Origin of the sequence: Pseudoalteromonas umbrosa (assembly GCF_030125375.1) — a bacterium.
Taxonomy (GTDB): domain Bacteria; phylum Pseudomonadota; class Gammaproteobacteria; order Enterobacterales; family Alteromonadaceae; genus Pseudoalteromonas; species Pseudoalteromonas umbrosa.
The window spans coordinates 53,918-79,188 of the sequence record NZ_JASJUU010000022.1; the positions used below are offsets into that span (position 1 = coordinate 53,918).

Consider the following 25,271-nt stretch of genomic DNA (forward strand, 5'->3'; position numbering starts at 1 on the left):
CCGATAGCGAAAAATCAAAAAGTTTTAATTTATGAAACAATATAACCACCGAAGTGGCTATATTGTTTTGACATGAGGTTATATGGCCATTTTCTGAGCCAAACCACTTTTTCCTTCAGTAAGCTGACCATTTTCCATACGCAACAACCTGTCAGCAAGGTGGAAGTATTTATCATCATGTGTGATAACAAATACCGTTTTACCTCGAGCACTCAGCGCTGGTAATAATTCCGTATAAAACACATCTTTGAACACAGGATCTTGATCTGCAGCCCATTCATCAAAGACATAAAATGGCCTATCTTCCAGATAAGTCACTACCAATGCCAAGCGCTTTCGCTGACCTTGAGAAAGCTTTTGTGTCGTAAATGCGCCGTCTTTAATAGCAACTTTGTGGTGTAGGTTCAGCTTTTTAATCAGATCATTCCCTTTGTCTTGCAGTACCTTATCTTGGCAATCAAGTAATCGGTCAAAAAGATGAAAATCACTGAATACGGCGCTGAAAAGCTGTCTATAACTATCTAGTTTCGCTGCTGTAATAAGCTGACCATCAACATATAAATCCCCTTCCTTAGCTGGGTAAAGGCCACATAGCAATTTAGCGAAAGTTGTTTTACCACTGCCATTTCCGCCTACCAAATAGATTATTTCACCGCGATTGAGAGTCAAATTGATTGGGGTTAGCGCAAAAACTTCATCACTTTGCTCATGATAATAGCCATGACTCAATGCTTTGAGCTCAATGCACTCAAATTCAGTTAATTCGGTAGTTGATTGCTGAGAAATCAAACTCATCTTCGCAGTCATTTCTGAAATAGTATTCGCGGATGCTTTTGCTGCAGCCGCTTTTGGAATAGCGGCTAACATCACCTCTAGTGGTGTTAGCATGTATAAAAATAACAAGGCAAAGCCTGACATTACTTTTGTCGTATCACTTGCTTGTCCAGATAAAAAGTAAAGCGCTCCGCCAATAAAAGCAAAAATACTAAAACCACCCCAAGACGCAGCATAATGATAAATCGTAGCACCTTGTACGCGGCGGGCACGCAACAATGAAATGGTATCGCCAATAACATGATCTACGAATATACGACGCTTTGATTTATGTAGCTTAAGCTCTTTCGCACCATCATAAATCGAGTCGAATTGATCGTATAATGAGTCTTGAATTTTTGCAGCCTCTGTCACTTTTTTAAATGCAGTGGAATTTGCCAGACTGTAGCCAACTGAGCCCACTATCAATGTTAATACCGCAAAAATAAAAACTCGCCAATCCAGCCAAGCCATGTAAGCAAAACTACCGAGTACTATCATTGCATTCGTTAAAATACCTGGTAGACGCTGAAAAAATTCTGATACTCGCAAACTATGTTCAGTTAAGCATGATTTTATTTTACCAGCACCTTGCGCTTCCACATCGTTAAACTCTGCATTGACAACATGTTCTGCGACTTGACTGCGCACTGTGGCCTGACTTTGCTCAGTTAATTGCTCAGCAAATATTTTTGAACATAGCTGTAAAATTACCCCTGAAACAGCCAATACAGCAAAATATGTAAATTGCTCAGCGCGCGCTTCTGGCGAGCTGTTAATTATTTCGTTGATCAACGCAACAAGGGCGACGCTGGCCAAGCCAAATAGAGTACTGGTGATGGCTGTTGCCATAAATCGCCACCATGTGGCGCGAATTAGATTAGCAAGCACGTTACTTCTCTTTTATTGGTTCAATAACTAGGACTAGCTACAGGACGAAAATGCATACGAAAAATTCACAGTAAAGGTCAGATTTATATTCAGTGAAAATCGCACTAGTCAGTTATTAAGTAGGGATTGCGTCACATAACCCCTTTGCTGTACCAGTACTTTCATCGCAGCGGCTAAAACTCATTGCGCTTACAACCAAAGTAAAGACTTCAAAGAACTATATACTAGAACACTAAATCTTTTTGTGATTGACACGTCTTTAACACACATTCACGGCTGACCGTTATATCGGCAGCAGTTAAATGACAACGCAAAAAGGTTTAATTATGCATGCAGGCGAAATATCTAACTTAGCGCAGGCTCAGTCTTTGGGTGAGTTCCACCTAGATCAAGATTGTCTATTTGTTTCCGGTGAAAGCTGCTTGCTTGGCCATGGTATTAAACATCGATTTAATTTACCCATCGCCAACACAGATTATTTGGTCAATGAACTTAAGGCACAATTACAAGCACACCAAGACGACAGCGAGAACGTCATTGCCTTTGGCGTTCTGCCTTTTTGCAAATATCAAACAGCACAGTTCATTATTCCTAAGCAAGTTGCGAAATGGGATAAAAGTGTATTCAGCCAGTGGTTGAATACCCAAACCGCTGATACCACTCATCAAGATAATCAGCTCACTGAGATCCGATATCTGCAAGATAGAGCGCACTTTGAACAAACCGTGTCAGAAGCAAAACATCTGTTTGACAAAGGGCTACTAGAAAAAATCGTGCTCAGCAAACAGGTTGAGCTCGGCTTCGAACACCCTATCAATGGCAAACATGTGTTAAATCAATTACTGACACAAAGCCAGTCAGGTTATCACTTTGCATTTCCAACGGAACATGACTCTGTGCTAATGGGCGTCAGCCCTGAACTACTGCTGAGAAAACAAGATGAAACGGTCACCAGTAACCCGTTAGCAGGCTCTATCCCAAGAGACCCGTGCAGCAAAGTCGAAGCACAGCGACGCTCAGCGTTATTTAATTCTAAAAAAGACAGATACGAGCACGCCGTCGTCATTGATGACATGCGTCAATTATTGGAGCCTGTGTGCGACAACTTATCGATCCCAGCAGAGCCCTCATTGCTGCACACCGCCACCATGTGGCATTTATCGACGGTGATCTCAGGCCATTTAAAAGATCCCAACACCCATATTTTAGATCTCGCCAATCAATTGCATCCAACTCCCGCACTGTGTGGCAAACCAACAAAACCTGCTTATCAGCATATTCTGGATCTTGAAGGTCATGGTCGAGACCTCTTCTCTGGGATCATCGGCTGGTGCGATCAGCACGGTAATGGTGAGTGGGTAGTGGTGATCCGGTGTGGAGAACTCAAAGCACATGTTGCCAAATTATTCGCAGGTGCTGGCATTGTCGCCGCCTCTGATCCTAGCTCTGAATGGCTAGAAACCGAAGCAAAACTCAAAACCATGTTGAACGCATTGTCTGTTCAGCAAGCTTATACTCAGTTTAATAAGTAATATTATGCGTATTGAATATACTCCGTGGCCAGCAGAGCTGGCTCAACAGTACCGAGCCAAAGGTTATTGGCAAGATAAACCGCTGACCAGTATTTTATCTGATCAGCTTGAGAATAATAGCCAAGGCATTGCCGTGGCGGATGGTCAGCGCCAGCTTAGTTACAGTGAGCTAAATACTTACAGTGATAATCTTGCAGGCTACCTCGCTCAACAAGGTTTGCAAAAAGGTGATACTGCTGTCGTGCAACTGCCTAACTGCATCGAGTTCTACATCACTTACTTTGCTTTGATCAAACTGGGCGTTGCCCCAGTATGTGCTCTGTTCAATCATCAACGCACAGAGTTACAAAGTTACTGTGAGATCTTGCAGCCCAAAGCCATGATCGTCTCCTCTGCACACGCTTTATTTGGTGATGAACAGTTCACGCATGAATTATTTAATCGCTTTGCTTGTTTAAATAAGATCATCACAGATCACAGCAAAGGTAACAGTGAACTTAAGCAGGGTTATTTGCATAAGCATGCTTTCGAAGCCCCTGACCTCAACCCTGAAGACGTTGCATTTTTCCAGCTATCTGGTGGCAGCACTGGCACACCAAAACTAATCCCGCGCACCCATAATGACTATCTGTATTCTGTGGTTGCTAGTAAAGAGATCTGTGAGCTGGATGGAGAGACACGCTATTTGTGCGCCCTACCTGCACCACATAACTTTCCACTGAGCTCACCGGGGGCGTTAGGCGTGTTTATTGGCGGCGGCACGGTGATCTTAGCCAGCGATCCCAGTCCTGCAGTTTGCTTTGGCCTGATTGAGCACTATGCCATCACGCACACTGCGCTAGTGCCACCTGCTCTACAATTATGGTTACAGCACGCATCAGCCAGCCAACATGACCTGAGTAGTTTAAAAGTGATCCAAGTTGGCGGCGCCAAACTCAGTCGCAGTGTAGCGGAGCAAGTCACCCCCATTTTAGGCTGTCAGCTGCAGCAAGTATTTGGTATGGCAGAAGGGCTCGTAAATTACACCCGTTATGATGACGATCTCGAATTGATCTTAACCACACAAGGGCGTCCGATCAGTGAGCATGATGAAATAAAAATTGTCGACGAACATGGCAACAACGTCCCCCAAGGTGAATCTGGACGACTCATGACACGGGGTCCTTACACTTTTAGAGGATATTACAAATCACCCACACATAATGCTGCAGCCTTTGACAGCGATGGGTTTTACAGCTCAGGCGATATTGTCAAGCAACTGCCATCAGGTCATTTAATCGTTGAAGGTCGAGATAAGGATCAAATCAATCGAGGCGGTGAAAAAATCGCAGCAGAAGAAGTCGAAAACCACTTGTTAGGACATCAAAACATTCAACAAGTGGCCATTGTATCTATGCCTGATGATACATTAGGTGAAAAGAGCTGCGCCTTTGTGGTGGCGGATCAAGACATCAAGTTAACCACCCTCATTTTACGCAAATATTTGCGTCAACTTGGCATTGCCGACTACAAAGTGCCAGATAAGTTTAAGTTTGTAACCCAACTACCGTTAACCGCCGTAGGCAAAGTCGATAAAAAAGCCTTGCGTGCCACGTTCGAATAACAGAGAAAACCATGAGCATTCCAAAGTTAAATCACTACCCGTTACCACGCGATGCAGAATTACCTGAAAATCGAGTGGATTGGAATTTAGATCCCAATCGCGCGGCTTTATTGATCCATGATGTACAACATTACTTTGTTGGATTTTATGGCGATGACAATCCATTGATCGACGCTATGATCCAGAATATTCAAGCACTAAAAGCACACTGCTACGAGCATGATATTCCTGTGTACTATACCGCTCAGCCAATCAAGCAAGGCAAACATGAACGCGGTTTATTATCTGACATGTGGGGAGCGGGATTACAAGACCCTGCACAGCAGCCTATCGTTGATGCTCTAGCGCCAACCGACAAAGATGTGGTGCTCACCAAATGGCGTTACAGTGCATTCCAAAAATGTGATTTCGAGCAGCAATTACGTGACAAGCAGCGCGATCAGCTATTAATTGTCGGGATCTACGGCCATATCGGCGTCATGACGACCGCTGTAGATGCCTTTATGCGCGATATTGAGCCATTCTTAGTGGCTGATGCCATTGCGGACTTCACGAAAGAAGAGCACATGATGGCACTGAATTTTGTCGCAAAGCGCTGCGGTAAAGTGGTATCCATGTCAGAGATCCTCGGCACTCAGACTCAAGATCTGACTTCGTTAGACGGATTGAAAGCCCATATTTTAACGCTAATTGACTGCGAAGAAGATGAGTTTGACGAGCATGAAAGTCTGATTGACTATGGCTTAGATTCCGTGCAGGTAATGAATCTAATTTCGTTGTGGCAACAGCAAGGTATTGAAACCAACTTTATTGAACTGGCACAGATCCCAACTTTAGCCGCTTGGGTTGAATTACTCGAAGAGCGTAAGGAAGACTAATGACGTATCCTCTTCCACTTACTGACTCGCAGCACGCCATGTGGTTGCTGCATACCATCAGTGGTCGAGGTGAGCTTTTTAATGTTGCCGAGTGTTTAGAGTTTAAAGGTAAGATCTCGGCAAATTGGCTACAACACGCATTGCAACATGTCTGGCAAGCAAGCGATATGCTTGCTTGTCGCTTTGTTAGCGATGCTAGTTATACGCCTCAGCTTCACCATGACAGCACAGTACCCACTATTCTCTGCCAAGATATTGCACAAGACCCAGAAGATGTACTCTCTTATGCTCAGCAGTTTGCCAAGCCACATTTAGCAAAGCCGTTTGACCTTAGCCAAGAAGCATTAATGAAATTGTTTTTGCTGCGCGGTCCACAGCAAGATTACTTGCTGATCGTGGCACATCACTTACTGTTAGATGGCTATGGTTTTGGTTTGTTCTCACAATCACTTAACCGTTGCTACAATGCATTGAGTAAAGGCAAGTCACTGCCAAACCTGCGCTTCACAGGGCAACAAACACTGCTCGAATTACAGCAAAGTGAAGCGTATAAAACGCAGCAACAGCAGTCGCAAAAGACCCTCAATCAGTGGCTCGATGACGCAGACAATGTCTACTCTTATAGCACAGAGAAAGCAGATGTCTCTGAGCCGAATCATCGTCTGACAAGCTCGTTCTCACAATCTGTCTGGCATACAATCCAATCTGCGGCACAGGTGACCAACACTACCAGCAGTGAAATACTGCTTGCAGCCATCGCGGCGACCTTAGTTGAGCAGCATCAGCAAAATCACGTTACGCTGGGATTAGTGATGATGAACCGCCAAGCCATTAGCGAGCTGAGTAGCCCATGTGTGCAAAGCAACGTCTTGCCTCTGCCATTGGTGCTCAATGATGGAGATGATTTAACGGCTGTGGCACAGCACATCAACCAGCAAATTAAAGCGTTAAAAAAAGTGCAAAGCTACCGTGTTGAATCGCTCAAGCGGGATCGACAAAAACAGGGCAAATCTTTAAATATTATTGGCCCCACGATTAATCTATTGCCATTCGCCAGCGCCCCTAAATATGCCGGTATAGAAACGTGCAGCCACATACTAAGTGCAGGCACCACGGACGATATTATGTTGCAGATCCATTTACTGGGCGATACACCGGCAACGGTAGATTTTGATAGCAATATTGCGCGTTACGACAGCAACGCTGTCAAAAATATCCAAACCCGCATATTTAATACTGCACACCTGTGGGCGACTCAACCAAAACTGTCACTCAAATCCCTATGCAAGCAGCTTAGTCAGGGTAACTTAGAGGTCTCATAGATGGATTTTCAACATGCACTCACTTCAGAGTACGACCAGCAGATTGTTTGGGTGACGGGCGTTGGACAAGGGATTGGTTTGGCTGTCGCCAAGCAGTTTGCCGCACTAGGTGCCAAAGTCATTGGATTTGACCGCCAATTTAGCGATACCAGCATGCTGTATAGGCAAGTTCACTGTGACCTGTCTAAGCCTGAGCAGCTCACTCAAACTTTGGATGAACTCATCCAGCATGGGTTAGCACCCTATAACCTTGTGTATGTTGCCGGTGTGCTTGAAATGGGCGGAATTGACGAGCTTAGCCTCACCCAATGGCAACACTGTCAGAACGTCAATGCAACCAGCCTGTTTGTGTTTATTAAACAATGCGCTCAGCATTTTAAACACACTCATCAAGGCAGTATTGTAACCATTGGCTCCAACGCTGCGAGCACACCCAGACAACACATGGGGGCTTACTGCGCATCAAAAGCTGCAGCTACGCAACTGACACTTACTGCGGGCATTGAGCTGGCCAACTACGGGATACGCTGTAATGTCATCGCACCAGGCTCAACATTAACCCCCATGCAAACAGGCATGTGGCAAGATGATCAGGGCGCGCAACGCGTGATAGAAGGCTTTGCAGCACAATATAAGCTCGGTATTCCACTGCAAAAAATCGCAAACCCTGAAGAAATTGCCAATAGCGCGGTATTCATCGCCTCCAAATTATCTTCGCACACCACCATGCAAGTACTCACCATTGACGGTGGCGCTACTTTTTAACCACACACCAAAGCCACCTATCCTTAGCGGGTGGCTTTTATCCCTTATACCTCTGTCGCACCTTCTATGCCTCGAATAACACTTTCTTCAATTTTGATGCATTTACCTATCGATTTGCTTGGCACTGTGCACAAAAAAGCTCCACATATGTGGAGCTTTGTGCTGCGAATATACATATTGCTCTGTGCCCAATTCAGCACACAGAGTTCATGTAATTAAAAGTTGTAATTTAACTCCAGAGCATAGTTTCTTGGCGTACCTGGACGCACTGTGAAAAATGCGACCTTTGAGTCATATTCTTTATCAAATAAGTTATGAATGTTAAGTTTCACACTTAAGTCATCATTAATCTCATACTGAGCCGAGAAGCCACCTAGAACATGTGAGTCTACAGGTACGTACTCAACCTTACGCTCTCCAATAAAGCCTTCACGTTCACCTGTATAAGTCAGGTAACCACCAATTCTGAAGTCTTCAAAGTCATAGAAAGTGCTAAAACTTGCAATTCTGTCAGGTACAACGCGTGAAACACGACCCGCAACATAATTTGGGTTTGTCATGTCAATATCTGAAAATGAAACCGCTGCATACCACTGCTCAGTCACATAGCCTGAAATTTCAACTTCATACCCTTCTGACTCTACACCGCTTTGTGCTTCATAATAGATCAATGACGAGTCTTCATGTTTACCCGCTTCTACTGGATAGTTTTCTTGATCGATCTGGAAATATGCGACATCAACACTGAACGAGTCATCTTGGTTTGAGTATCTAATACCGACTTCTTTGTTTTCACCAGATACTGGATCTAATAACTTGCCAGATTTATCATACGTCTGTCGTTGGTCAAAAATATCCGTATAGCTTGCGTACATTAAAAACTGTTCAGTAAATTTATACACACCGCCGTAATATAAGCTGGTGTCTTTAAAATCAAATTCACTGGTAATCTCGCGGTTAGTGCTGCTTGATGTAATATCTTTATGGTTAGCACCTAGTAACACATTCAAGTTGTCTAGCACCTGTAAGTTGAAAGCGACACGGGCACTTTGAGACTCGATGTTCGCTTCACGCACAGCTGGTGCTTCATAATTAAAACCTGGGTTAGCAGGCTTTGCTTGTGGTGATTCATTCGAGTGTTCAGCGATTAAATTACCAGCTGGTCTTGAAAGTGCTCTGTAAGATGTCTGGTACTCGTCAAACTCGCTATTTGCTAGCGTAAAATTAATGCTATGCTCGCGGTCTAAAAAGCTAAACTGACCATTCACACCAATTTCGGCACGATCTGATTGATAGTCTACGTGTTTTTCATTAGCAAGTAGGGCATAGTCGCCATTTGGCTCAACATGCCACCACAAACCTGCGTAAACTTTATCATCATCTAAATTAGCAGTATGGAATCTTGCCACAACATTCCAATCATCATTGATTTGGTAACGTGCTTCACCCAATAAGCTATCTTGCTGCGTATCTTGCTCTGCCCAATCTGGATAGATGTTTGCTTCGATACCTATGTTGACACGCTCACCGTTTGTAAATTGATACGGTAGGCCGTCAGAAATAGCACCTTGTCCATCATCTTGGTAACTAGCAAAAATAGACACCTGTAATGCATCGGTGATATCTGCAGACAACGTTGTATAAAACATGGTGCGATCTGTATTCGCATGATCTACAAACGAATCAGCACCCTCTACCGCTGTTACAACACGCGCACGTACTGTGCCACTGTCATTCAGTGTCGTATTGAAATCTGCTTCTGCACGAAGTCGGTCCCAAGAGCCAATCTCTGCAGATACTGCGCCACCGGTGCCGTTATATGCACGTTTTTGAACAAGATTTACAGTCCCTGATGGCTGACCTACCTCTTGTAACATGCCAGTTGAACCGCGGATAACTTCAACACTTTCAAACATGCTAGTGTCTAATAGCGTAGTTTGACTAGGACGGCCTGCAGCGCCCATGCCATCAATTAAGAATCGGTTCATTTCAAAACCGCGAGAGAAAACAAAACGTTCGCGATTGCCTAGTGATGTCTCAGAGTATACACCTGCGCTATGCACAAGCGCTTCACCCGCTGAGTTAACGTCATGAAAATCCATGAACTCACTATCGATAATCGAAATAGACTGTGGCGTGTCGCCAATTGCAAGCGGTAACCCTGTTGCGCCTACATCTCTGTGGTGTTTACCCACCACCTCAATATGTTCCATATTTACTTTAGCATCGTCTGCTAAAACTACTGAAGAACTACTTGCTAGTAGTCCGATACACACCGCTTTTGCAATCGCAGAATATTGCTTCATACGCCGCTTGACTCCCTTATCCTAGTCGAGATAAAAATTCTGATTTACTGAAGGGCAGACGAAGCAATACTTTAAAAATTTAGCACCTCGGTATCTTTTTTAGATACTAAAATTCAAAAACAATAACAAATGCAATAATATCAATTATTTATAATTCAAATTTATTTATGAGTATATTCATATAACTGATATATAAAGATTTATGAGAGTAGATTTATACCAAATAATAAAACAAACAGCGCAGCCATAGGCGCTAAATACTTAGCGGCCAAGACAATTTGAGACTTATAGTCGCCAAGCATGGTGAAATGAAACGCGACACCTGCGATAACAGCAATACTTAATAGCTCAGCTACCGTTAATACCCCATGATAGTCCAAACCAAATAAATCGAGGCTCAACCAAATCCCACCACGGACAAGCAAAATTCCAACTAACAAGCCAAGTATCACACCGAAGTTAATCACTCGCATTACAGTACCCCTCCAATTGCCGCTAAGGTCAACAATATCAGCACAGGTGCCGTACCGCGATGATGACCCATCATCACCACTATCGGCAGACCGATACTCAAGGCAAATAACACTAAAAAGACGGCTGCTATCAGACCCATTTGGATGTAATAGAGGACGCTCAACCCCAGTATACTCAACAACAGTATCTGTTTTGCAGAGACCACTTTAAATATTCGGGCTAGACCCTCTATTTTGCCAAACGGCCAATATTTAGAATTGGCAAACAGTGCAAACCCAATCAGGGTAAAACTAAGCAAGGCGATCATTGACCGGCTCCAATTCAATTGCACGTTTTTTCACTTTGTCAGTCACTCTCACTACAACCGTTGCCAAGCCAAAACTAAAGCCTGCTAGGGCTAAAAATGCAATGTGTATGGTGATCAAATCCCCAGAGACAAAGCTATAGAATTCATGACCAAGCGTCAGTCGGATCACATCAATGCAAGGCAACAATAAAAACAACACGCCAGCACCTTGTAACATAGCATGGGAAGAATCTTTGACCTGTTTAAAGTAACACGTCAACAACCCACAGCAGAGAATGCTGCCAATCATAATTAATTGATTGGCCAACAGCGTTAACGGTTCACCTTGACTGAACAAGCGCGTGCAAACCAATAACAATGCAACACTTAACAACGCCCCACAGGTACTTGCCTCTAAACATGCGCGCTGTAATTTAAACAGTGCTTGTCCTGCACGTTTTGGCTCTCGAATTGCTAGCCAATATAAATTTCCGATCAGCATCGCAGCAATGGCCATCATAGACAGCACAAAGTACAGCAAATGTGATGACTTCCCGAGCAAGTGGCCTTCGTGCAATTGGACCATAATGTTATATACATCATTGATAGGCCTGCGTTCGGGTTCGTATAATAAGTTTCCATGCACATCATAAAATGCGGTGACAAACTCAAAACTGCGATCAGACTCACCAGAGACTCTTAGTCTAACCCAAGGTCTCGGGTAAATATCAAAACGTGCAATGCGCATATTTGGATACGCTTGTTGAAAGTCAGTGATCACTTGATTGAGACGCTCAGCGGTTAGTGTCGCCTCCATATCATAATTTTCAGGCTTGCTTGGAAACCCAAGTTCATGCGAGTAACTCTCTCCACTTTTCTGCGCATATTTTTGATAAACAGGCTCATTTATCTCGTATCCGATATTAAAATGGGCACTACTCCAACCATACATCAGCATAAACAGTAAAACCCCCAAACCCAGCAATACATGACTGTCTTTAAATACATCGCGAGATTTGCCTTTAGCACGATATTGGTGGAATTTTTTTACCAAGTCTTTCCAGCGGATCCAAATACCGCTAATGGTAACCATCATCAATAAAATACAGGCTATCGCGATAATATCTGTGCCGGTATGAGTGGTAAAATTGATGTGCCAAAAATACAGAAAATCGGAAGCTGCCTGCTGCGCGGTATCTTGCCCATATAATTGTTGTGTTTGGTTGTTGTATAACAATCTATCATCGTGACCGACATAAATTTGGTATAGGTGGTTATGCTGTGGGTCCGTCGTCAGTGTGATACGTTGATTGACAAAATCAGGGACTTTTTCTGTTAAGTCAGCCACCGCACTTTGCCAAGACATAGGCCGTTCCACTTGATTGTCTTGCTGCCATGCAAATTGCCAATTGAGTAGTTGACCGCGAAAAAATAGTAGACTGCCACAGACAAAAACAACAGTAAGAATGCAGGCGCTGACTGCACCTAAAATTGAATGCTGTTTGGTTAACCTAGTCAGGATTTTTTTATCCATAAACTCCTTCCAGTTTATTCTGCGGCCACGCCTTAAGAACAAAATAAAAGGCCGCCAAAAATGCACCACTTTGGCAACGACGAAAGAAGTTGAGAAAAATTTAAATAATTACGACAAACAACGGAAAGTGGGGCGTTAATTTCCCAACGCCCCTAAACTGAAAGCCATAGGCCTAATTGAGGCCCCAACTCAAACGTTACTGCTTCAAGGCTTTTAGCAATTGCGCATGACTCACCACTTGTTGGTGGCTACATGCAAGCTTTTGCTCCGAGAAGGTCGCCCCCAGTGCAGACAGGTGAGTGCGGTAAGCATCAATATCGCTATCTGCTCGCACTTGAGACCACAGCACAGACGTAGTAAGCCCAACAGGTAAACTTGGCAATGTACAACCGTTTTCACGCTGGCTATTTAATCTTTCGCTCATAGTAAATGTCTGAGCCAGCTGCGATGCATCTATCGCACTGTAAGGCAAGGGTAACTGCTCACTCTGCGATTGCCAAAATGCACTCAGGTAGCCGTTGAGTGTATCCGCATCAACACTCGACTCAGCCAATAAAGGCGTAAAGTGCGCTTCAACGCGCTCAGACCAAGCTTTACCCCCATTGTCTACAACTAAGGTTAAAAACTCTGTTACTGCTTGCAATTGAGTCAAGGTGCGAGGTTGAGCGGTTGGGATCCATGAGTCAGCCATATACAATTGAGTCACATGCTGTCCTGCATCGTCCAACAAAGCGGCCACTTTCGCCGCCAGCAAGCCGCCCATAGACCAACCCAGTAACTCTATAGTCTCGCCGCCAAACTGCGCGATAATTTTTTCTGCATAACGTGTGGCAAGCTGGTCGAAATCAGTCACTTCGAGATCCGCTTTACTTGGCACTAGTGCAAATAAATTCACTTGCTCATCCAGTTGCTGCGCAAGTTCTCGATAACTCAAAGTTAAGCCCAAACCGTCATGGAAACAGATCACCTGACGATTGCCTACTTTATGCTTATTGAGTACCGCAATAGGCTGTGTGTCGGCGCCTGTTAACACCTCTGCGAGCTGTGCAACACTGGGGGCTTGAAACAATGCACCTAAATCGAAATGTAATGATCTATCTTCTCTATCAGCCCAGCGTTTTACCAGTTTAATCGCCGAAATTGAATGGCCTCCTAATTGAAAGAAAGAGATATTGCGACTCACTTTTTCCAGTTCGAGCACTTCGCCAAACATCTCAGCTAAACGTGTTTCTAGCGCGCCCTGCGGTGCTTCATAAGCGACTGCCTGTGTTTCAAAAGGAGGCAATGCCTTGCGGTCGACCTTGCCATTTCCTAACCGTGGCCACTGTGCCAATACCATAAACGCCGATGGCACCATGGCGTCAGGTAAGCTATGCGACAATTGCATTTTTAATGCGGCGGTCGCTTCGCTGTCCAGCGCACCTTCGGCAAACTGACCCGCAACAATGTAAGCATGTAAAGTTACTTGAGCGTCAACTTTATCCGCTATAACTAAGCAGTGCTCAATACCCTCAACCTGTTCAATACTATTGGCGACTTCACCTAATTCAATCCTAAAGCCTCGGACTTTTACTTGGTCGTCTTTGCGGCCAAGGATCATGATTGAGTTATCCGGCATATAACGCGCTAGGTCACCAGTTGCATAAACACGCTGTCCGAATCTGTCATGGTTTGAGAATGCCGGGTGTGTTGACTGACCAAGATAACCGTCACTCAGCTGTGCGCCTGCAATATATAGTTCACCAACTTCACCGTAGCTGCATAGCGTGCCTGTGCTATTCAAAACATAGGTGTACGTACCGGCAAATACTTGGCTCAATTTCGCCACGCCGCCATCACCAGCTTGATACCGATGACTCATAACCCCAATGGTTGCTTCACTTGGTCCATAATGGTTGTACACCTCAGCCTCTGGTGCCCACTGCTGTATCGAACGCAAGAAGGTATTTGGACACGCCTCTCCACCTAAGATGATTTTTTGTGGGAAATAAGGCAGTGCTTTTAAGTCACATAGTGCCTGCAAATGCGAAGGCACTATCTTAATACAGTCAACTTGGTGCTGTTGTAAAAACGCACTGAATGCCACACTATCCATGCTTTGCTGCTCATTTGCGATACACAGCTTTTTACCTAGGTATAGGGCATTAAACAAGCAGGTATAACCCAAATCAGCCGCCACAGTTGCTGTCAGCGCAAAACTGGTTTGTTCCGCGAGACCAAGCGCCTCGCTAGAGCCATGACAATAAGCGCTTAACTGCTGCTGACCAATGCGTACGCCTTTGGGTGTGCCCGTTGAGCCAGATGTAAAAATCGTATATGCCAGCTTAGTTGCCACGGTATCAATTGCTGGCAACGCCACCTCTTTGTCCACTTTAAGTGCATCTAGTTGCACACCTTGCGCGGGTGAAGCAGCAATCACCAAAGCATTGTCAAACTGCGCTACCACTTTATCGATACGCGATTGCGGCCAGCTTGGGTCAAGCGGTACAAAACCTAAACCTGCACGCATACTCGCCAGCATCGCGACTATCAGTTCTGCGCTACGAGGTAAAAGTAAGAGTACCGGCTGTTCAAGTTGAGATTGGCTATCATAAAGGCCTTGTGCTAAAGATTCCGCCTGTTGCCACAGCTCAGAATAACTAAGGGCACCATTATCATCTATCAGTGCAACTTCTTGGCCTTGAGACTGCGCAAAATCATGCACACGCTGCACTACTGTCTCTATTGACGTTGGCGATTGTGCGCCGTTAATCGCCAACAATTGCGTCGTGTGGACGTCACTTAATATACTGATTTCTTGACTCTTACTAGCAGCGCCACCAGAGACGATAACGCTAAGCACTTGCTCTAGCTGAGCCAATAGGCTTGTTACTGCCGCTGAAGAATAGCTATTTTGACAATAATTCAGCGTCAGCACACCGTCGGCCGAAATAGCCATGTTTAAGTCATGACACAGGCTGGTTTGCCAATCAGGCTGATGTGCTTGCTGCGCAAATACATAATCTGTGGTATGCCTTACCGTTTTCAACTGCGCTTCAGAGATACTCAATGCATAGTGACGGTGACTTTCACACTGCTCATTTAGCGCAGACAACCAACTTTCAAGAGATTGACCAGCCTGATACTCAATAATCAGGGGCAACGCTGAGGCATAACGGCCAATCGCCCCTTCAAATGCTTCATCTTCATGACGAGGGTCGTAATGCAGTGCAGTTAGAAAGCGCGGTGTTGTTGCCAAACGCGCCATCAACCACCACCAAGCATATTGTGTGCTCTGTTGATTTGATACACCCAATGTTGTCGCGTAATCAGAGATCCCCTGCCATACACTGCTGTTAACCGCATGCTGTACTGATGTGTAACTGCGTTCGGCGTCACTGCTTGAGCTCATTGCATAAGGCAATTGCAACGCAGACGGCAAATCGCCACCCAAGTAATTTTGCCAAAAAGCCTGCCCTGCTAAGCCTTCATCTTCACTTTGCATTTCTTGTTGCCAAGCAACAAAATCCGGAAACTGTAGCGCCTCTTCATCATCTGGTTGACCATTGATGATCCCTGCAATGAGTTCCAATGAGGGTAAATCCACCGCACCGGCAAAGCCACGCAATGCGATGAAGTTCTGCTCGCTTGTTTTCACAAGGGTCAATTGCAAATTGCGGCCATTTTGCGGTGCTAAATCGACTGGGGACGATAACGCCAGCTGAGCTAAACTTGGCACACCCGATTGGCTCCACTCAATACTATCGATAACTATTTTTGCACTTTCGCTAGGTTTTGCACGTAATCCTTTAAAGCCAGCAACCTGCTGATAGTTGGATGCCAAACTAATATGTGATTGGATCATTTCATCACAATAGCCTTGTATACTTTGCAACGTCGCCGAACATGGCACCAACAGCTGTACAAGTTGGACTGTGTGCGCGATATCAGCAGTAAAACACTGCTGATTTGCTGTCAGAACAACACCTTGCTGATATTCTTCAATATAATCAGCGATCATGCTAAACACTCCTGCTCCGCTTTAGCTTGCTGTTCATTGGCTTCAGTAAGTTGCTGCTGGGATACCATATCTCCCATTGCTACGACAATTTTACGTGGCTCTTCATACGGGTCACGAGCGTGGGCTGCCAACATGTTGTCCAGCATCACCACATCGCCTTTTTGCCAGTCAAATCTTACCGCGCAGCGCTCGTAAGCTTCACCGATAATGGTCATTTCTTCGTAGCTTATTGGCGTACCATCTCCAAAGAACACATTGCGAGGCAAATACTCGTGGCCAACCATTTCGATGAGGTCATTGCGCACACTTTCCTCTAAACATGATTCATGGTGAAGCTGAACTTGGTTAAAGAAAGACTCTTCACCGCTTAAATGGTGTTTGATCACTCCATGTGTTTTTGTACGTGTTTGCAAGCCACCATTGTCTAACCAACGAAACTCCGTATTGCTCGCCGTTAAGCGCGCTTCAACTTCTGCTTTGTCATCGGTTTTATAGAAGTCTTGCCAAGCTACATCGAGATTTGGAATAAAGTTACGTACGTATAGCAACTCTTTTTCTTTGATTTTGGCAACTAGCTCTTCTGGTAGCTCTTTGAGCATGCGACGACAATCTACGATAGGCGTCGCCCCACCTACTTTTGAAGGTAACTCGCAAAAGAACCACTGTTTACGAGGCCATTCACCTAGGTGTGAGCTTTCGTTATGATAAAGAATCATCTGACGCTCTGGGTATGGAGTTGATTTATATGTTTTTTTACCACCTTCTTTTTTAGGTAAGTCACCATACTGGCCATACAGACCTGGCTGGATCGCATCGGCGAAAGACTCAAACTCTTGAGGTGACTGCAGCGCAAAATTCCTGAAAATTATTCCACCGTATTGCTTTAAATAACCCTCGATCACATCACGGTTATTGCTTGCCCAGTTGATAGGGTCAAGATCGGGGGACGTCGGCTCAACGAGAATTGGAAACTGTTCGGTTTCTGGTAAAAAGTATGTTTTTATCGGTGCAGCAGGTGCTTTTGCACGTTTTTTAAGACCTTTTTTTAATCCTGAAAATGAATTTCCTCGGGCGGCTTTTTGCATAGTTTTAAATTCCTGAATCATTGGCGAAATTACATTGCGAACAGGCTGTTCGCTCATCTCTATGAGTTGCAACACGCATTGCTGCCAACGCCCCAACCATTGCTGCATAATCTCTGGGTTATAAAGCTGTTTTCTAAATACCCACTGGCATTGCAACTCATCCGCCTCAATGACGAAGAGCGCACTATCAAATTTACTGCTGATCGCACTTAAACTATCCAAGGGTTCAAGACTGATTTCAGTCATCGGCCACTGTTGCTGTGGCGTGTTTTGCATCACAAATAACTGCTGCACCAAGGGCTGAATATTATTTACTCGCGGGGTGTCGAGCAACTCAGTCAGAGACTCCAAGCCCAGCGCTTGATGCGCCATCACCTGCAGCGAAACATCTTGAGTTTGCTTAATAAAATCAATAACTAAAGCTTCTTCATTCAATATGCTGCGCTGTGGTAAAACACGTACAAAAAAGCCAATTAAAGCTTCTAAAGCTGGGTTGTCACGACCGGCAAAGTCACTGCCAACGATCATATCCGGTTTGTCATTGATGGCATGCAGAAATAAAAAATAGCCGGATAATAACAATGCATTCAGAGATATACGCTGCTCGCTCGCAAATGCTTTTAGGCGTTTAGTTTGATCTGCATCAAATGAACCAACCACCAATCCGCCTTCATTGTTTAATTGTGCTGGGCGCGGGTAATGATTTGGTAATGCACTATTTGCTGGGGCATCATCCAAGTGTTCACGCCAATAATCGCGCAGCTGCTGTCCTGCTTCACCGCTTTGCAGCGCATGTTGCCACTGAGCATAATCTACATAATCGATATTCAATGGCTGCCAATGTGGTGATTGCTGGGTAACCAGTGCTTGGTAAGCTTTTCCTAAATCATCGATCAACACCCCAGTTGACCAACCGTCTGAAATGATATGATGCATGCTGACTGAGAGCTGATATTCTTGTGTTTGCAGCTGCACTAACATTGCTCGTAGTAGCGGTGCTGTAGCTAAGTCAAACGCTTGATTTTCAAATGTACTTTGTAACTGCTGGCTTTGTACCGTACGCTGTTCCTGCGATAAATTCGATAAGTTGTGGCTGATAAGCTTAAACTCAACTTGCTCATCAACTGCCATACTAACTTCACCCAAATGCTCAACAAAACGCATCCGCAATGAGGCATGCCTCGCTATTACTAACTCAAATGCACGTTGCAACAGGTCAATATTCAAAGCGCCACGTAATGTCACTGCACCGGAAATATTAAAGGCATGTTTGTCCTGCTCTGCCACCATTTGGTCCGACAGCCACAAACTCAGCTGTGCTGGGGCCAAATCATAATTTGATTGCGCAGAGACCTTGTTAAGCTCTGGCAACTGCATCTTAGAAGCTGTATTCAATAATACCGCGAGCGCCTCGACATTGGGCGCATCAAAAATATCTTTAACTGAGCAATTCAGTTGCAGTGCTTCACTGATACGACTGGCCAATTGCAACGCGACAATAGAGTCTCCGCCGAGCGTGAAGAAATCATCACCGCGGCCTATGGGCGAATATTTAAGCACAGATTGCCAAATATCCGCGAGCTGTTGCTCTAGCTGATTAGCCGGGGCAACAAATTCACCACGCTGATTGTCTTGTACTTTGGGTAACGCATGTCGATCAATTTTTCCTGAATTGTTCAGGGGCAATTTGTCGAGCACCACAATCACACTGGGTACCATATAGCTTGGCAAGCCTTGCAGTAGCAAAGACTGTAAAGTCGCGCCATCCAAGTTATTACCAGCAACGTATGCCACCAAGCGAGTTCCAGTGGGTAACTCCTCGGCTATCACAACGGCTTCATCAACTCCTAACTGTTGATATAAATGCGCTTCTATTTCGCCCAGTTCAATCCTGAATCCGCGAATTTTCACCTGATGGTCGGTACGCCCTAAATATTCCAGCTGGCCTGATTTATTGTACTTGACCAAATCACCTGTGCGATAAAGTCGGCTGCCTTGCTGACAAAATGGGTTGGCGACAAAACGCTCGGCACTCAGCTCTGGGCGATTTAAGTATCCTCGGGCCAAGCCATCTCCTGCAATATACAACTCACCTGACACTTCATTTGGCACAGGGTTTAATGCATCATCTAAAATATAAAACTGCGTTGCGCGGACTGTATCACCGAGATGAATTTTTGCCTTTTCAACCCGTTGGCATGATGACCAAATGGTGGTCTCTGTTGGCCCGTACATGTTCCACAATCTCACTTGATGTTCAAGCAGTGTTTGGGCAAGCTCAGCTGGTAAGGCTTCTCCACCGCACAGCCCTAAGACAGGGCGCTTTAACAGGTTATCTGCCAGCAGCGCGCGCCACCCAGCAGGGGTTGCCTGAATAACAGAAACCTCATTTAAAATAGATTCATTCAATTCACTTTGTTGCTGTGCAATACATACCTGTGCACCTGCGTACAACGGCAGGTGCAATTCAAGACCTGAAATATCAAATGACAATGAGGTGAGTGCCAAGACAGTGTCAGCGCTTTGCAGTGCAAGCTTTTCCTGCATAGCGGCTAAAAAGTTATCGAGATTGTGATGGCTGACTGCCACCCCTTTTGGTTTGCCTGTTGAACCCGATGTGTATATCACATAGGCTAACTGCGCCGGGTGAATCTTCCTGAACGGCACACTATCCATCTGGCGCTCAAGGTATAACTGGGTTGTATCAATACCGCGGATATCGTCAGGTAAAAGCACCTCGGTGTTGTGCAGAACCCACTGGGTTTCACTGTGCTGTAAAATATAATCAATGCGCGATTGTGGGAGTTTGGGGTCCACTGGGACATAAGTGCCACCGGCACGCATCACCGCCAACATGGCAACCAGCATGTCTAGGCCACGTTCAAACATCAAGGCCACAGTTTGCTCAGCTTGCAATCCCTCCGCGAATAGAAAATTGGCCAGCTGAGCACTGCGTTTGTCAAGCGCCCCATAGCTCAGCTCGCGGCCTTGTACATCAGTCGCTGCAATGCGTTCAGGATGCGACAAAAACGCCTCGGTTAATACAGATAGATAGCTACTTATTGGCGTAACCTGCTGCTTCGATGCCTGAGGCTGTTGCACTGCCAAAGATACGTTACCAAGAGCTTGCTCTGGCGCAGCAACCAACTGTTTGGTTAAAGTTAAGAAACTCTCTAACAGACGTGTTAAGACCTCTTCATCATAGTGCTTTGGCTCCCCTTCAAATTGGATTAATAAGGTGTCTGCAAGCTCAACAACTTCGAGGGACAGCGGAAACTTAGCTTCAAACTTATCAACAACAATCGGTGTGAGTGGCAATGGCATTGGGCCATCATTGCTGGGTTGATACTCTGAGAAGTTATACATGGCTTGAAAGTGACTTTGTTCGCCCGTTTGCTGCCAGTCTAACTCCCTTGCCAACCACTCATAGGGGATCAATTGATGCTCAATTACAGCCAGCGTATGCTGCTGGACGGCGCGCGCAACATCAATCAGTGAGCGCGTAGGTTGCGCCTCATTTTTATATAGCTGAGTATTAACAAAAAACCCGACTATATCGCTAATATCTGGATGATTCCTCGCTGCTGTAGGAACCCCTAATAAAAATTGCTGTGCATCACTAAAGCGCGACAAGACAACTTGATAAAGCGCCATGGACAAGGATGACAGGGTTAAATTGTACTGCTGACATAGACTGCGCAACCCTTGGGTCAATTGCGCTGATAGGTGTGTTTTTGCCAAACGCGCATAACGACTAGCTTCGCTACTATACGCTTTGGGAACATTTAATTGCTGAGGTACAAAATCCACATAGTTGCGCCAATAATCACAGGCTTGTTGACCCATTTCAGACTCAAGCGCATCGCGCTGCCACTGGGCGTAATCCAAATAACGCAGCCTCGTCGGTACAATTTGCTCGCCAAAATAAGCACGCGCTAAATCACGTAAAATAAGATTTGCCGACCATCCATCACTGGCAATATGGTGGTTATCTAGGAGTAAAATTCCCCCTTTACCATAATCAACCCATGCAGCACGAAACAAAGGAGCAACGGATAAATCAAAAGGTTTGGCAAACCAGCCAGTCACCACTTCTGACGATAATACTTCAATTGCAGGCCAGTCCTGCTGCGACTCAGGTAGGGCCAATAGTGACAAAGGCACTTGCGCATTATCGACTAGGTGCTGTATCGGTGTATTGTCATCACTAAAGCGTGTCGCAAGTGCCTGATGGGTATTTACTAGGGTGTTTAATGCCTGTTGCAGCTTCGCTAAGTCTAACGCAGTTTCAATGTAATAAGCGCGAGGTACGTTATACGAAATGGATTCTGGGGTCAGCTGTTGTTGCAACCACAGTCGCTGCTGCTGAAAGGATAAGCTACCGAAATTATCTGAATGACGGGGGATCTCATTGTGTGTTTCTGGTTGCTCAGCAAACAACTCACCAAGCAGATCTAAGTCTAATTCATCGGCCAGTGCGTCAAGAATATCGTCGTTGTTCATGTGTATCTCTAAAAAAGGGAAAAGGGAGTCACTGACTCCCTAATGTAAAGATTGATTTGATTAGGCGATTAGCTGCCTAAACCCAGTTTTTGTTGCAGCGCCTCGCGCTGCTCAGGCGAGAGCGTGGCCAGTTTTAACTGTGTCATGGCAATTTTTTCTAACTTTTGTGCATCAGGATGTTTTGCACTCAGTGCTGTTGCCAACTTCATGATGGTGGCATTGTCAAAAATAATGCCGGGTTCAACATCCATCAGCAGCTGCTTTTTAATTCTGGTTACCCATTTAATGGCCGCCAATGAATGGCCACCTAGGTCGAAGAAACTGGTATCACAGCTGACTTTTTCAACTTCTAAAATGTCTGCCAAAGAGTCTGCGAGCCACTTTTCAAGCTGAGAGCTCGGCGCGACATAGGCCACATTTTGCAACTCATTGGCTTTTGGTAACTTAGCACGATCAACTTTGCCATTGGCCAACAGTGGTAATTGCTCTAGCGCAACAAAAAACTGTGGCACCATGGCTTCGGCAAGGTGATCTCGTAAATGTGTTTGCAAATACTGGTTCACATCGCCATCTAGCAGCCCTGATACAGTCGCGCCTTGATATTCAAAACCAGTTAAGTAAGCCACTAATGCCGTTTGACCGCCGAGGTTTTGTGCCATCACGTAACAACCTACGGACTCAAGACAGCGGCTCACACTGGCGGCCACTTCATTAGGCTCTACACGGAAGCCGCGAATTTGTACTTGATCATCTTTTCGGCCAGACAAACTAATCGTGCCGTCAGGCATATAGCGCGCGACATCTCCTGTAGGGTAAAGTCTCGATGCCCACTGGCTATCAGTGACAAACCCATCGTTTTCATCTTTGCCTAAATAACCCCGCGCCAGTTGTGTGCCCGCAATGTGCAGCTCGCCTTGCTCACCTACTGCACACAATGAGCCGTAGTCATTGAGAATATAAATAGACGTGCCAGCAAAGACGTGACTTAATTTGGCAACTGTGCCCGCGAAACTAGATAAGTCATGATATTGATGAGACAGTACACCCACAGTCGTTTCAGTTGGGCCGTAGTGATTAAATACTTCCGTATTCGGACTTAAACGATGAATTTTTTGCAGTAATGTTGGCGCACTGGCCTCACCACCTAGGATCAGCTTATTTGGTAGTACTTTTGGCTCGCTCTCTAATAGTGCTTGTAGGTGTGATGGGACGATTTTCACCACCTCTACTTGCTGTGCGTTGACAAACTGCGCAAACGCTTGCCCTTCTAACACAGCCTGTTCAGGCGCAACCACTAGAGTGCCACCATTGTAGAAAGCATTAAATAAACATGTGTTACCAATATCTGCGGCTACCGTTGAAGTTAAGCCATAGCGCTGCTGTCCAAGCTTCAGTGCTTCACTTGAACCAAAACAATAGTGGGCTAATTGTGCATGTTCAATCACTACCCCTTTTGGTGTGCCGGTAGACCCGGATGTGAATAACACATACGCCGCTTGTTGTGCATTTGGCAGAGCGATTGCTTTTGATGTTTTTGGCTGTGTAGCTTCCATTAACACGTGTGCCAATTCAATGGTGTCTTGAGAGCCTTCAATGGCGATGTGATGTGTTGCTCCCGCCGCAGTCATAATCTGCTGTTGTCGGGTTAGCGGCCAAACTGGGTCAACAGGGCAATAAGCTGCACCAAGACGTTGGATCGCCAATATCACCAGTACTTGCTCAAAACTGCGTGGTAGAGCCACAGTGACTATATCGTTGCTAGCCACCCCTTTATCTTGCAGGACGTTGGCAATGCTGAGCAAACGCGCCTCCAACGAGCTGTAATCGAGGCTTTGTTGACCATCACTCAGCGCCAGCTGCGTTGGCTGAGTCGCGGCAAAGTGTGCGATTTTATCAAATAGTAGCGGTACTTGTGTAATAGCTCGGTTTAACCCTAGATGGCGTTGCTGCTCTTGCTCTGTGGCAATGTTTATTTCGCCCACTACAGTGTTCAACTGAGTAGTTAACTGCGCTAAAAGTTGTTGGTATTGCGCCAGCAGCGTTTGCGCCGCAGCGTCACTATATGCTTGACTGTCATAACGCAGTGTCAAACATGCACCTGCGTCTTGCAGCACACAATTTAAGTGCAATTCACTGCTGTCATCCAAGCGCAATAACTGTCCGTGAGACTCACCGTGCCACACTTGCATCACACAACTTGGAGACCAGTTGAGCTCATATTTTTCAGTCCCTTGATATGCCTCAGCCCATTCAAGGTGCTGCTCACACTGGAAAGCAAACTGGCTAAACCACGCACTCAGTGATTGCGCGGGGTCCACTTCAACCGCAATTGGTAAGTGTAATTGGTAGACACCAAGCGCGCCCTCAAGCTCTTCGCTCATCTGCCTCGGGTCGTAACCAAGTGCCGCACTAAATCCGCTGTTTTTACTGATCCGAGCAAGCAATAGCCACCAAGTTGCGTGTAAAATAACTTCACTATCAAGTTCAAGCTGCTCGGCCAGACTGTCAATGTTTTGCAATACGGCATCGCTCAACTCAACACTATGACTTTGTTGTGTGCGCAAATCTGTAGTCGAAGGAGCTTTGTGATAAGGCAATTGAAAATGATTGTCTAGCGGCTGTAGTTTGGCACTGAATTGCTGCCAATACGCGGCACCTTGCGCAGCTTCTGGCGCTTCATTCACCTCTTCAAGCCAAGCTAAAAAATCAGGGTATTGTATCGCCTCAGCCTCTTCATTCGCGCCATTGAGCAATTGATCAATATAGTCATAAACGCTGGCGATATCTAGCGCTAAGGCATTGGCATGGATCAGAATATAAGCCTGCTGCTGACAGACAAAACGACTAATTTGAATGTTTTGTCCATGCGTTGTGTCCAAGCTAATAGGGATTAACTTAGCCTGTTCTGTTGCCACCAAATCTGCTTGGCTTGTGACATCTTCACAAACCAAATTATGTTGTGCCGTGGGTACTTGGCGGGTACCTCTAAACCCTTCGACTTGAGTAAACGCAAACTGTAATATGAGCTGCTGCTGAGCAATCGCCTCGGCGCGTTGTCTCAGCTCAACCTCTGTCAGGTTTTGTTCGATTGGTACCAAAACACTGTGCACGGCAACAGCGGCACTCTCGTGCTTTGATAGATGTTGTTTTTGTTGAACACTCAGGCCAAGGCCCTGCGGATACGCATCGATATATTCTTGGATCATGCCAAATGTCTCTTGCAGTAAATTTAGAGCCATTTGGCACACTGGGTTGTCTCCAAATAGCCCATTATGAAAT

Annotated in this window: 13 protein-coding genes; 5 read left to right on the top strand and 8 right to left on the bottom strand. The window is 45.4% G+C overall.

The window, feature by feature from the left end:
- Positions 1-78 precede the first annotated feature (78 nt).
- Positions 79-1,704, bottom strand: coding sequence for a cyclic peptide export ABC transporter (locus QNM16_RS25145; protein WP_284022956.1), 1,626 nt, complete (start codon positions 1,702-1,704; stop codon positions 79-81).
- Positions 1,705-2,006: 302 nt separating this feature from the next.
- On the opposite strand from QNM16_RS25145, the gene QNM16_RS25150 reads away from it, so the two are divergent.
- Genes QNM16_RS25150 through dhbA form a run of 5 tightly spaced genes read left to right on the top strand, consistent with a single transcriptional unit; the run spans position 2,007 to position 7,804 of the window.
- Positions 2,007-3,236 (top strand): isochorismate synthase, encoded by a 1,230-nt coding sequence (locus QNM16_RS25150; protein WP_284022957.1) that lies wholly within the window; start codon positions 2,007-2,009, stop codon positions 3,234-3,236.
- A 4-nt stretch (positions 3,237-3,240) separates the two neighbouring features.
- Positions 3,241-4,839: a (2,3-dihydroxybenzoyl)adenylate synthase gene (locus QNM16_RS25155; RefSeq protein ID WP_284022958.1), complete on the top strand. Its 1,599-nt coding sequence runs from the start codon at positions 3,241-3,243 to the stop codon at positions 4,837-4,839.
- Positions 4,840-4,850: 11 nt separating this feature from the next.
- A complete protein-coding gene (locus QNM16_RS25160) occupies positions 4,851-5,717 on the top strand; it encodes an isochorismatase family protein (RefSeq protein WP_284022959.1) in 867 nt (288 codons plus the stop codon).
- Positions 5,717-7,039 carry a condensation domain-containing protein gene (locus tag QNM16_RS25165; protein ID WP_284022960.1) on the top strand — a complete coding sequence of 441 codons (1,323 nt, stop codon included), beginning with the start codon at positions 5,717-5,719 and terminating at the stop codon, positions 7,037-7,039. Before QNM16_RS25160 ends, QNM16_RS25165 begins: the two co-directional genes overlap by 1 nt.
- Positions 7,040-7,804 carry a 2,3-dihydro-2,3-dihydroxybenzoate dehydrogenase gene (gene dhbA / locus QNM16_RS25170; RefSeq protein ID WP_284022961.1) on the top strand — a complete coding sequence of 255 codons (765 nt, stop codon included), beginning with the start codon at positions 7,040-7,042 and terminating at the stop codon, positions 7,802-7,804.
- Between the two features lie 215 nt (positions 7,805-8,019).
- On the opposite strand, the gene QNM16_RS25175 is transcribed toward dhbA, so the two are convergent.
- The 7 genes from QNM16_RS25175 to QNM16_RS25205 form a co-directional block, all read right to left on the bottom strand.
- Positions 8,020-10,110, bottom strand: coding sequence for a TonB-dependent siderophore receptor (locus QNM16_RS25175; protein WP_284022962.1), 2,091 nt, complete (start codon positions 10,108-10,110; stop codon positions 8,020-8,022).
- 200 nt (positions 10,111-10,310) lie between these two features.
- On the bottom strand, positions 10,311-10,583 hold the full coding sequence (locus QNM16_RS25180; protein ID WP_284022963.1) for a hypothetical protein: 273 nt from the start codon (positions 10,581-10,583) through the stop codon (positions 10,311-10,313).
- Positions 10,583-10,891 (bottom strand): hypothetical protein, encoded by a 309-nt coding sequence (locus tag QNM16_RS25185; protein ID WP_284022964.1) that lies wholly within the window; start codon positions 10,889-10,891, stop codon positions 10,583-10,585. The genes QNM16_RS25180 and QNM16_RS25185 overlap by 1 nt, the downstream gene beginning before the upstream one ends.
- Positions 10,875-12,404 carry a PepSY-associated TM helix domain-containing protein gene (locus tag QNM16_RS25190; RefSeq protein ID WP_284022965.1) on the bottom strand — a complete coding sequence of 510 codons (1,530 nt, stop codon included), beginning with the start codon at positions 12,402-12,404 and terminating at the stop codon, positions 10,875-10,877. Before QNM16_RS25190 ends, QNM16_RS25185 begins: the two co-directional genes overlap by 17 nt.
- Positions 12,405-12,600: 196 nt before the next feature.
- On the bottom strand, positions 12,601-16,404 hold the full coding sequence (locus QNM16_RS25195) for an AMP-binding protein (RefSeq protein WP_284022966.1): 3,804 nt from the start codon (positions 16,402-16,404) through the stop codon (positions 12,601-12,603).
- On the bottom strand, positions 16,401-21,992 hold the full coding sequence (locus tag QNM16_RS25200; protein ID WP_284022967.1) for a non-ribosomal peptide synthetase: 5,592 nt from the start codon (positions 21,990-21,992) through the stop codon (positions 16,401-16,403). Before QNM16_RS25200 ends, QNM16_RS25195 begins: the two co-directional genes overlap by 4 nt.
- A 68-nt stretch (positions 21,993-22,060) precedes the next feature.
- Entirely contained in the window at positions 22,061-25,231 is a 3,171-nt protein-coding gene (locus tag QNM16_RS25205) for an AMP-binding protein (RefSeq protein ID WP_284022968.1), read from the bottom strand.
- Between the last annotated feature and the right edge of the window lie 40 nt (positions 25,232-25,271).

Excerpts from the sequence above, each read along its gene's own strand:
- QNM16_RS25150 (WP_284022957.1), top strand. The coding sequence starts at position 2,007 with ATGACAACGCAAAAAGGTTTAATTATGCATGCAGGCGAAATATCTAAC.
- QNM16_RS25155 (WP_284022958.1), top strand. The coding sequence starts at position 3,241 with ATGCGTATTGAATATACTCCGTGGCCAGCAGAGCTGGCTCAACAGTAC.
- QNM16_RS25160 (WP_284022959.1), top strand. The coding sequence starts at position 4,851 with ATGAGCATTCCAAAGTTAAATCACTACCCGTTACCACGCGATGCAGAA.
- QNM16_RS25165 (WP_284022960.1), top strand. The coding sequence starts at position 5,717 with ATGACGTATCCTCTTCCACTTACTGACTCGCAGCACGCCATGTGGTTG.
- dhbA (WP_284022961.1), top strand. The coding sequence starts at position 7,040 with ATGGATTTTCAACATGCACTCACTTCAGAGTACGACCAGCAGATTGTT.
- QNM16_RS25175 (WP_284022962.1), bottom strand. The coding sequence starts at position 10,110 with ATGAAGCAATATTCTGCGATTGCAAAAGCGGTGTGTATCGGACTACTA.
- QNM16_RS25180 (WP_284022963.1), bottom strand. The coding sequence starts at position 10,583 with ATGCGAGTGATTAACTTCGGTGTGATACTTGGCTTGTTAGTTGGAATT.
- QNM16_RS25185 (WP_284022964.1), bottom strand. The coding sequence starts at position 10,891 with ATGATCGCCTTGCTTAGTTTTACCCTGATTGGGTTTGCACTGTTTGCC.
- QNM16_RS25190 (WP_284022965.1), bottom strand. The coding sequence starts at position 12,404 with ATGGATAAAAAAATCCTGACTAGGTTAACCAAACAGCATTCAATTTTA.
- QNM16_RS25195 (WP_284022966.1), bottom strand. The coding sequence starts at position 16,404 with ATGATCGCTGATTATATTGAAGAATATCAGCAAGGTGTTGTTCTGACA.
- QNM16_RS25200 (WP_284022967.1), bottom strand. The coding sequence starts at position 21,992 with ATGAACAACGACGATATTCTTGACGCACTGGCCGATGAATTAGACTTA.
- QNM16_RS25205 (WP_284022968.1), bottom strand. The coding sequence starts at position 25,231 with ATGGCTCTAAATTTACTGCAAGAGACATTTGGCATGATCCAAGAATAT.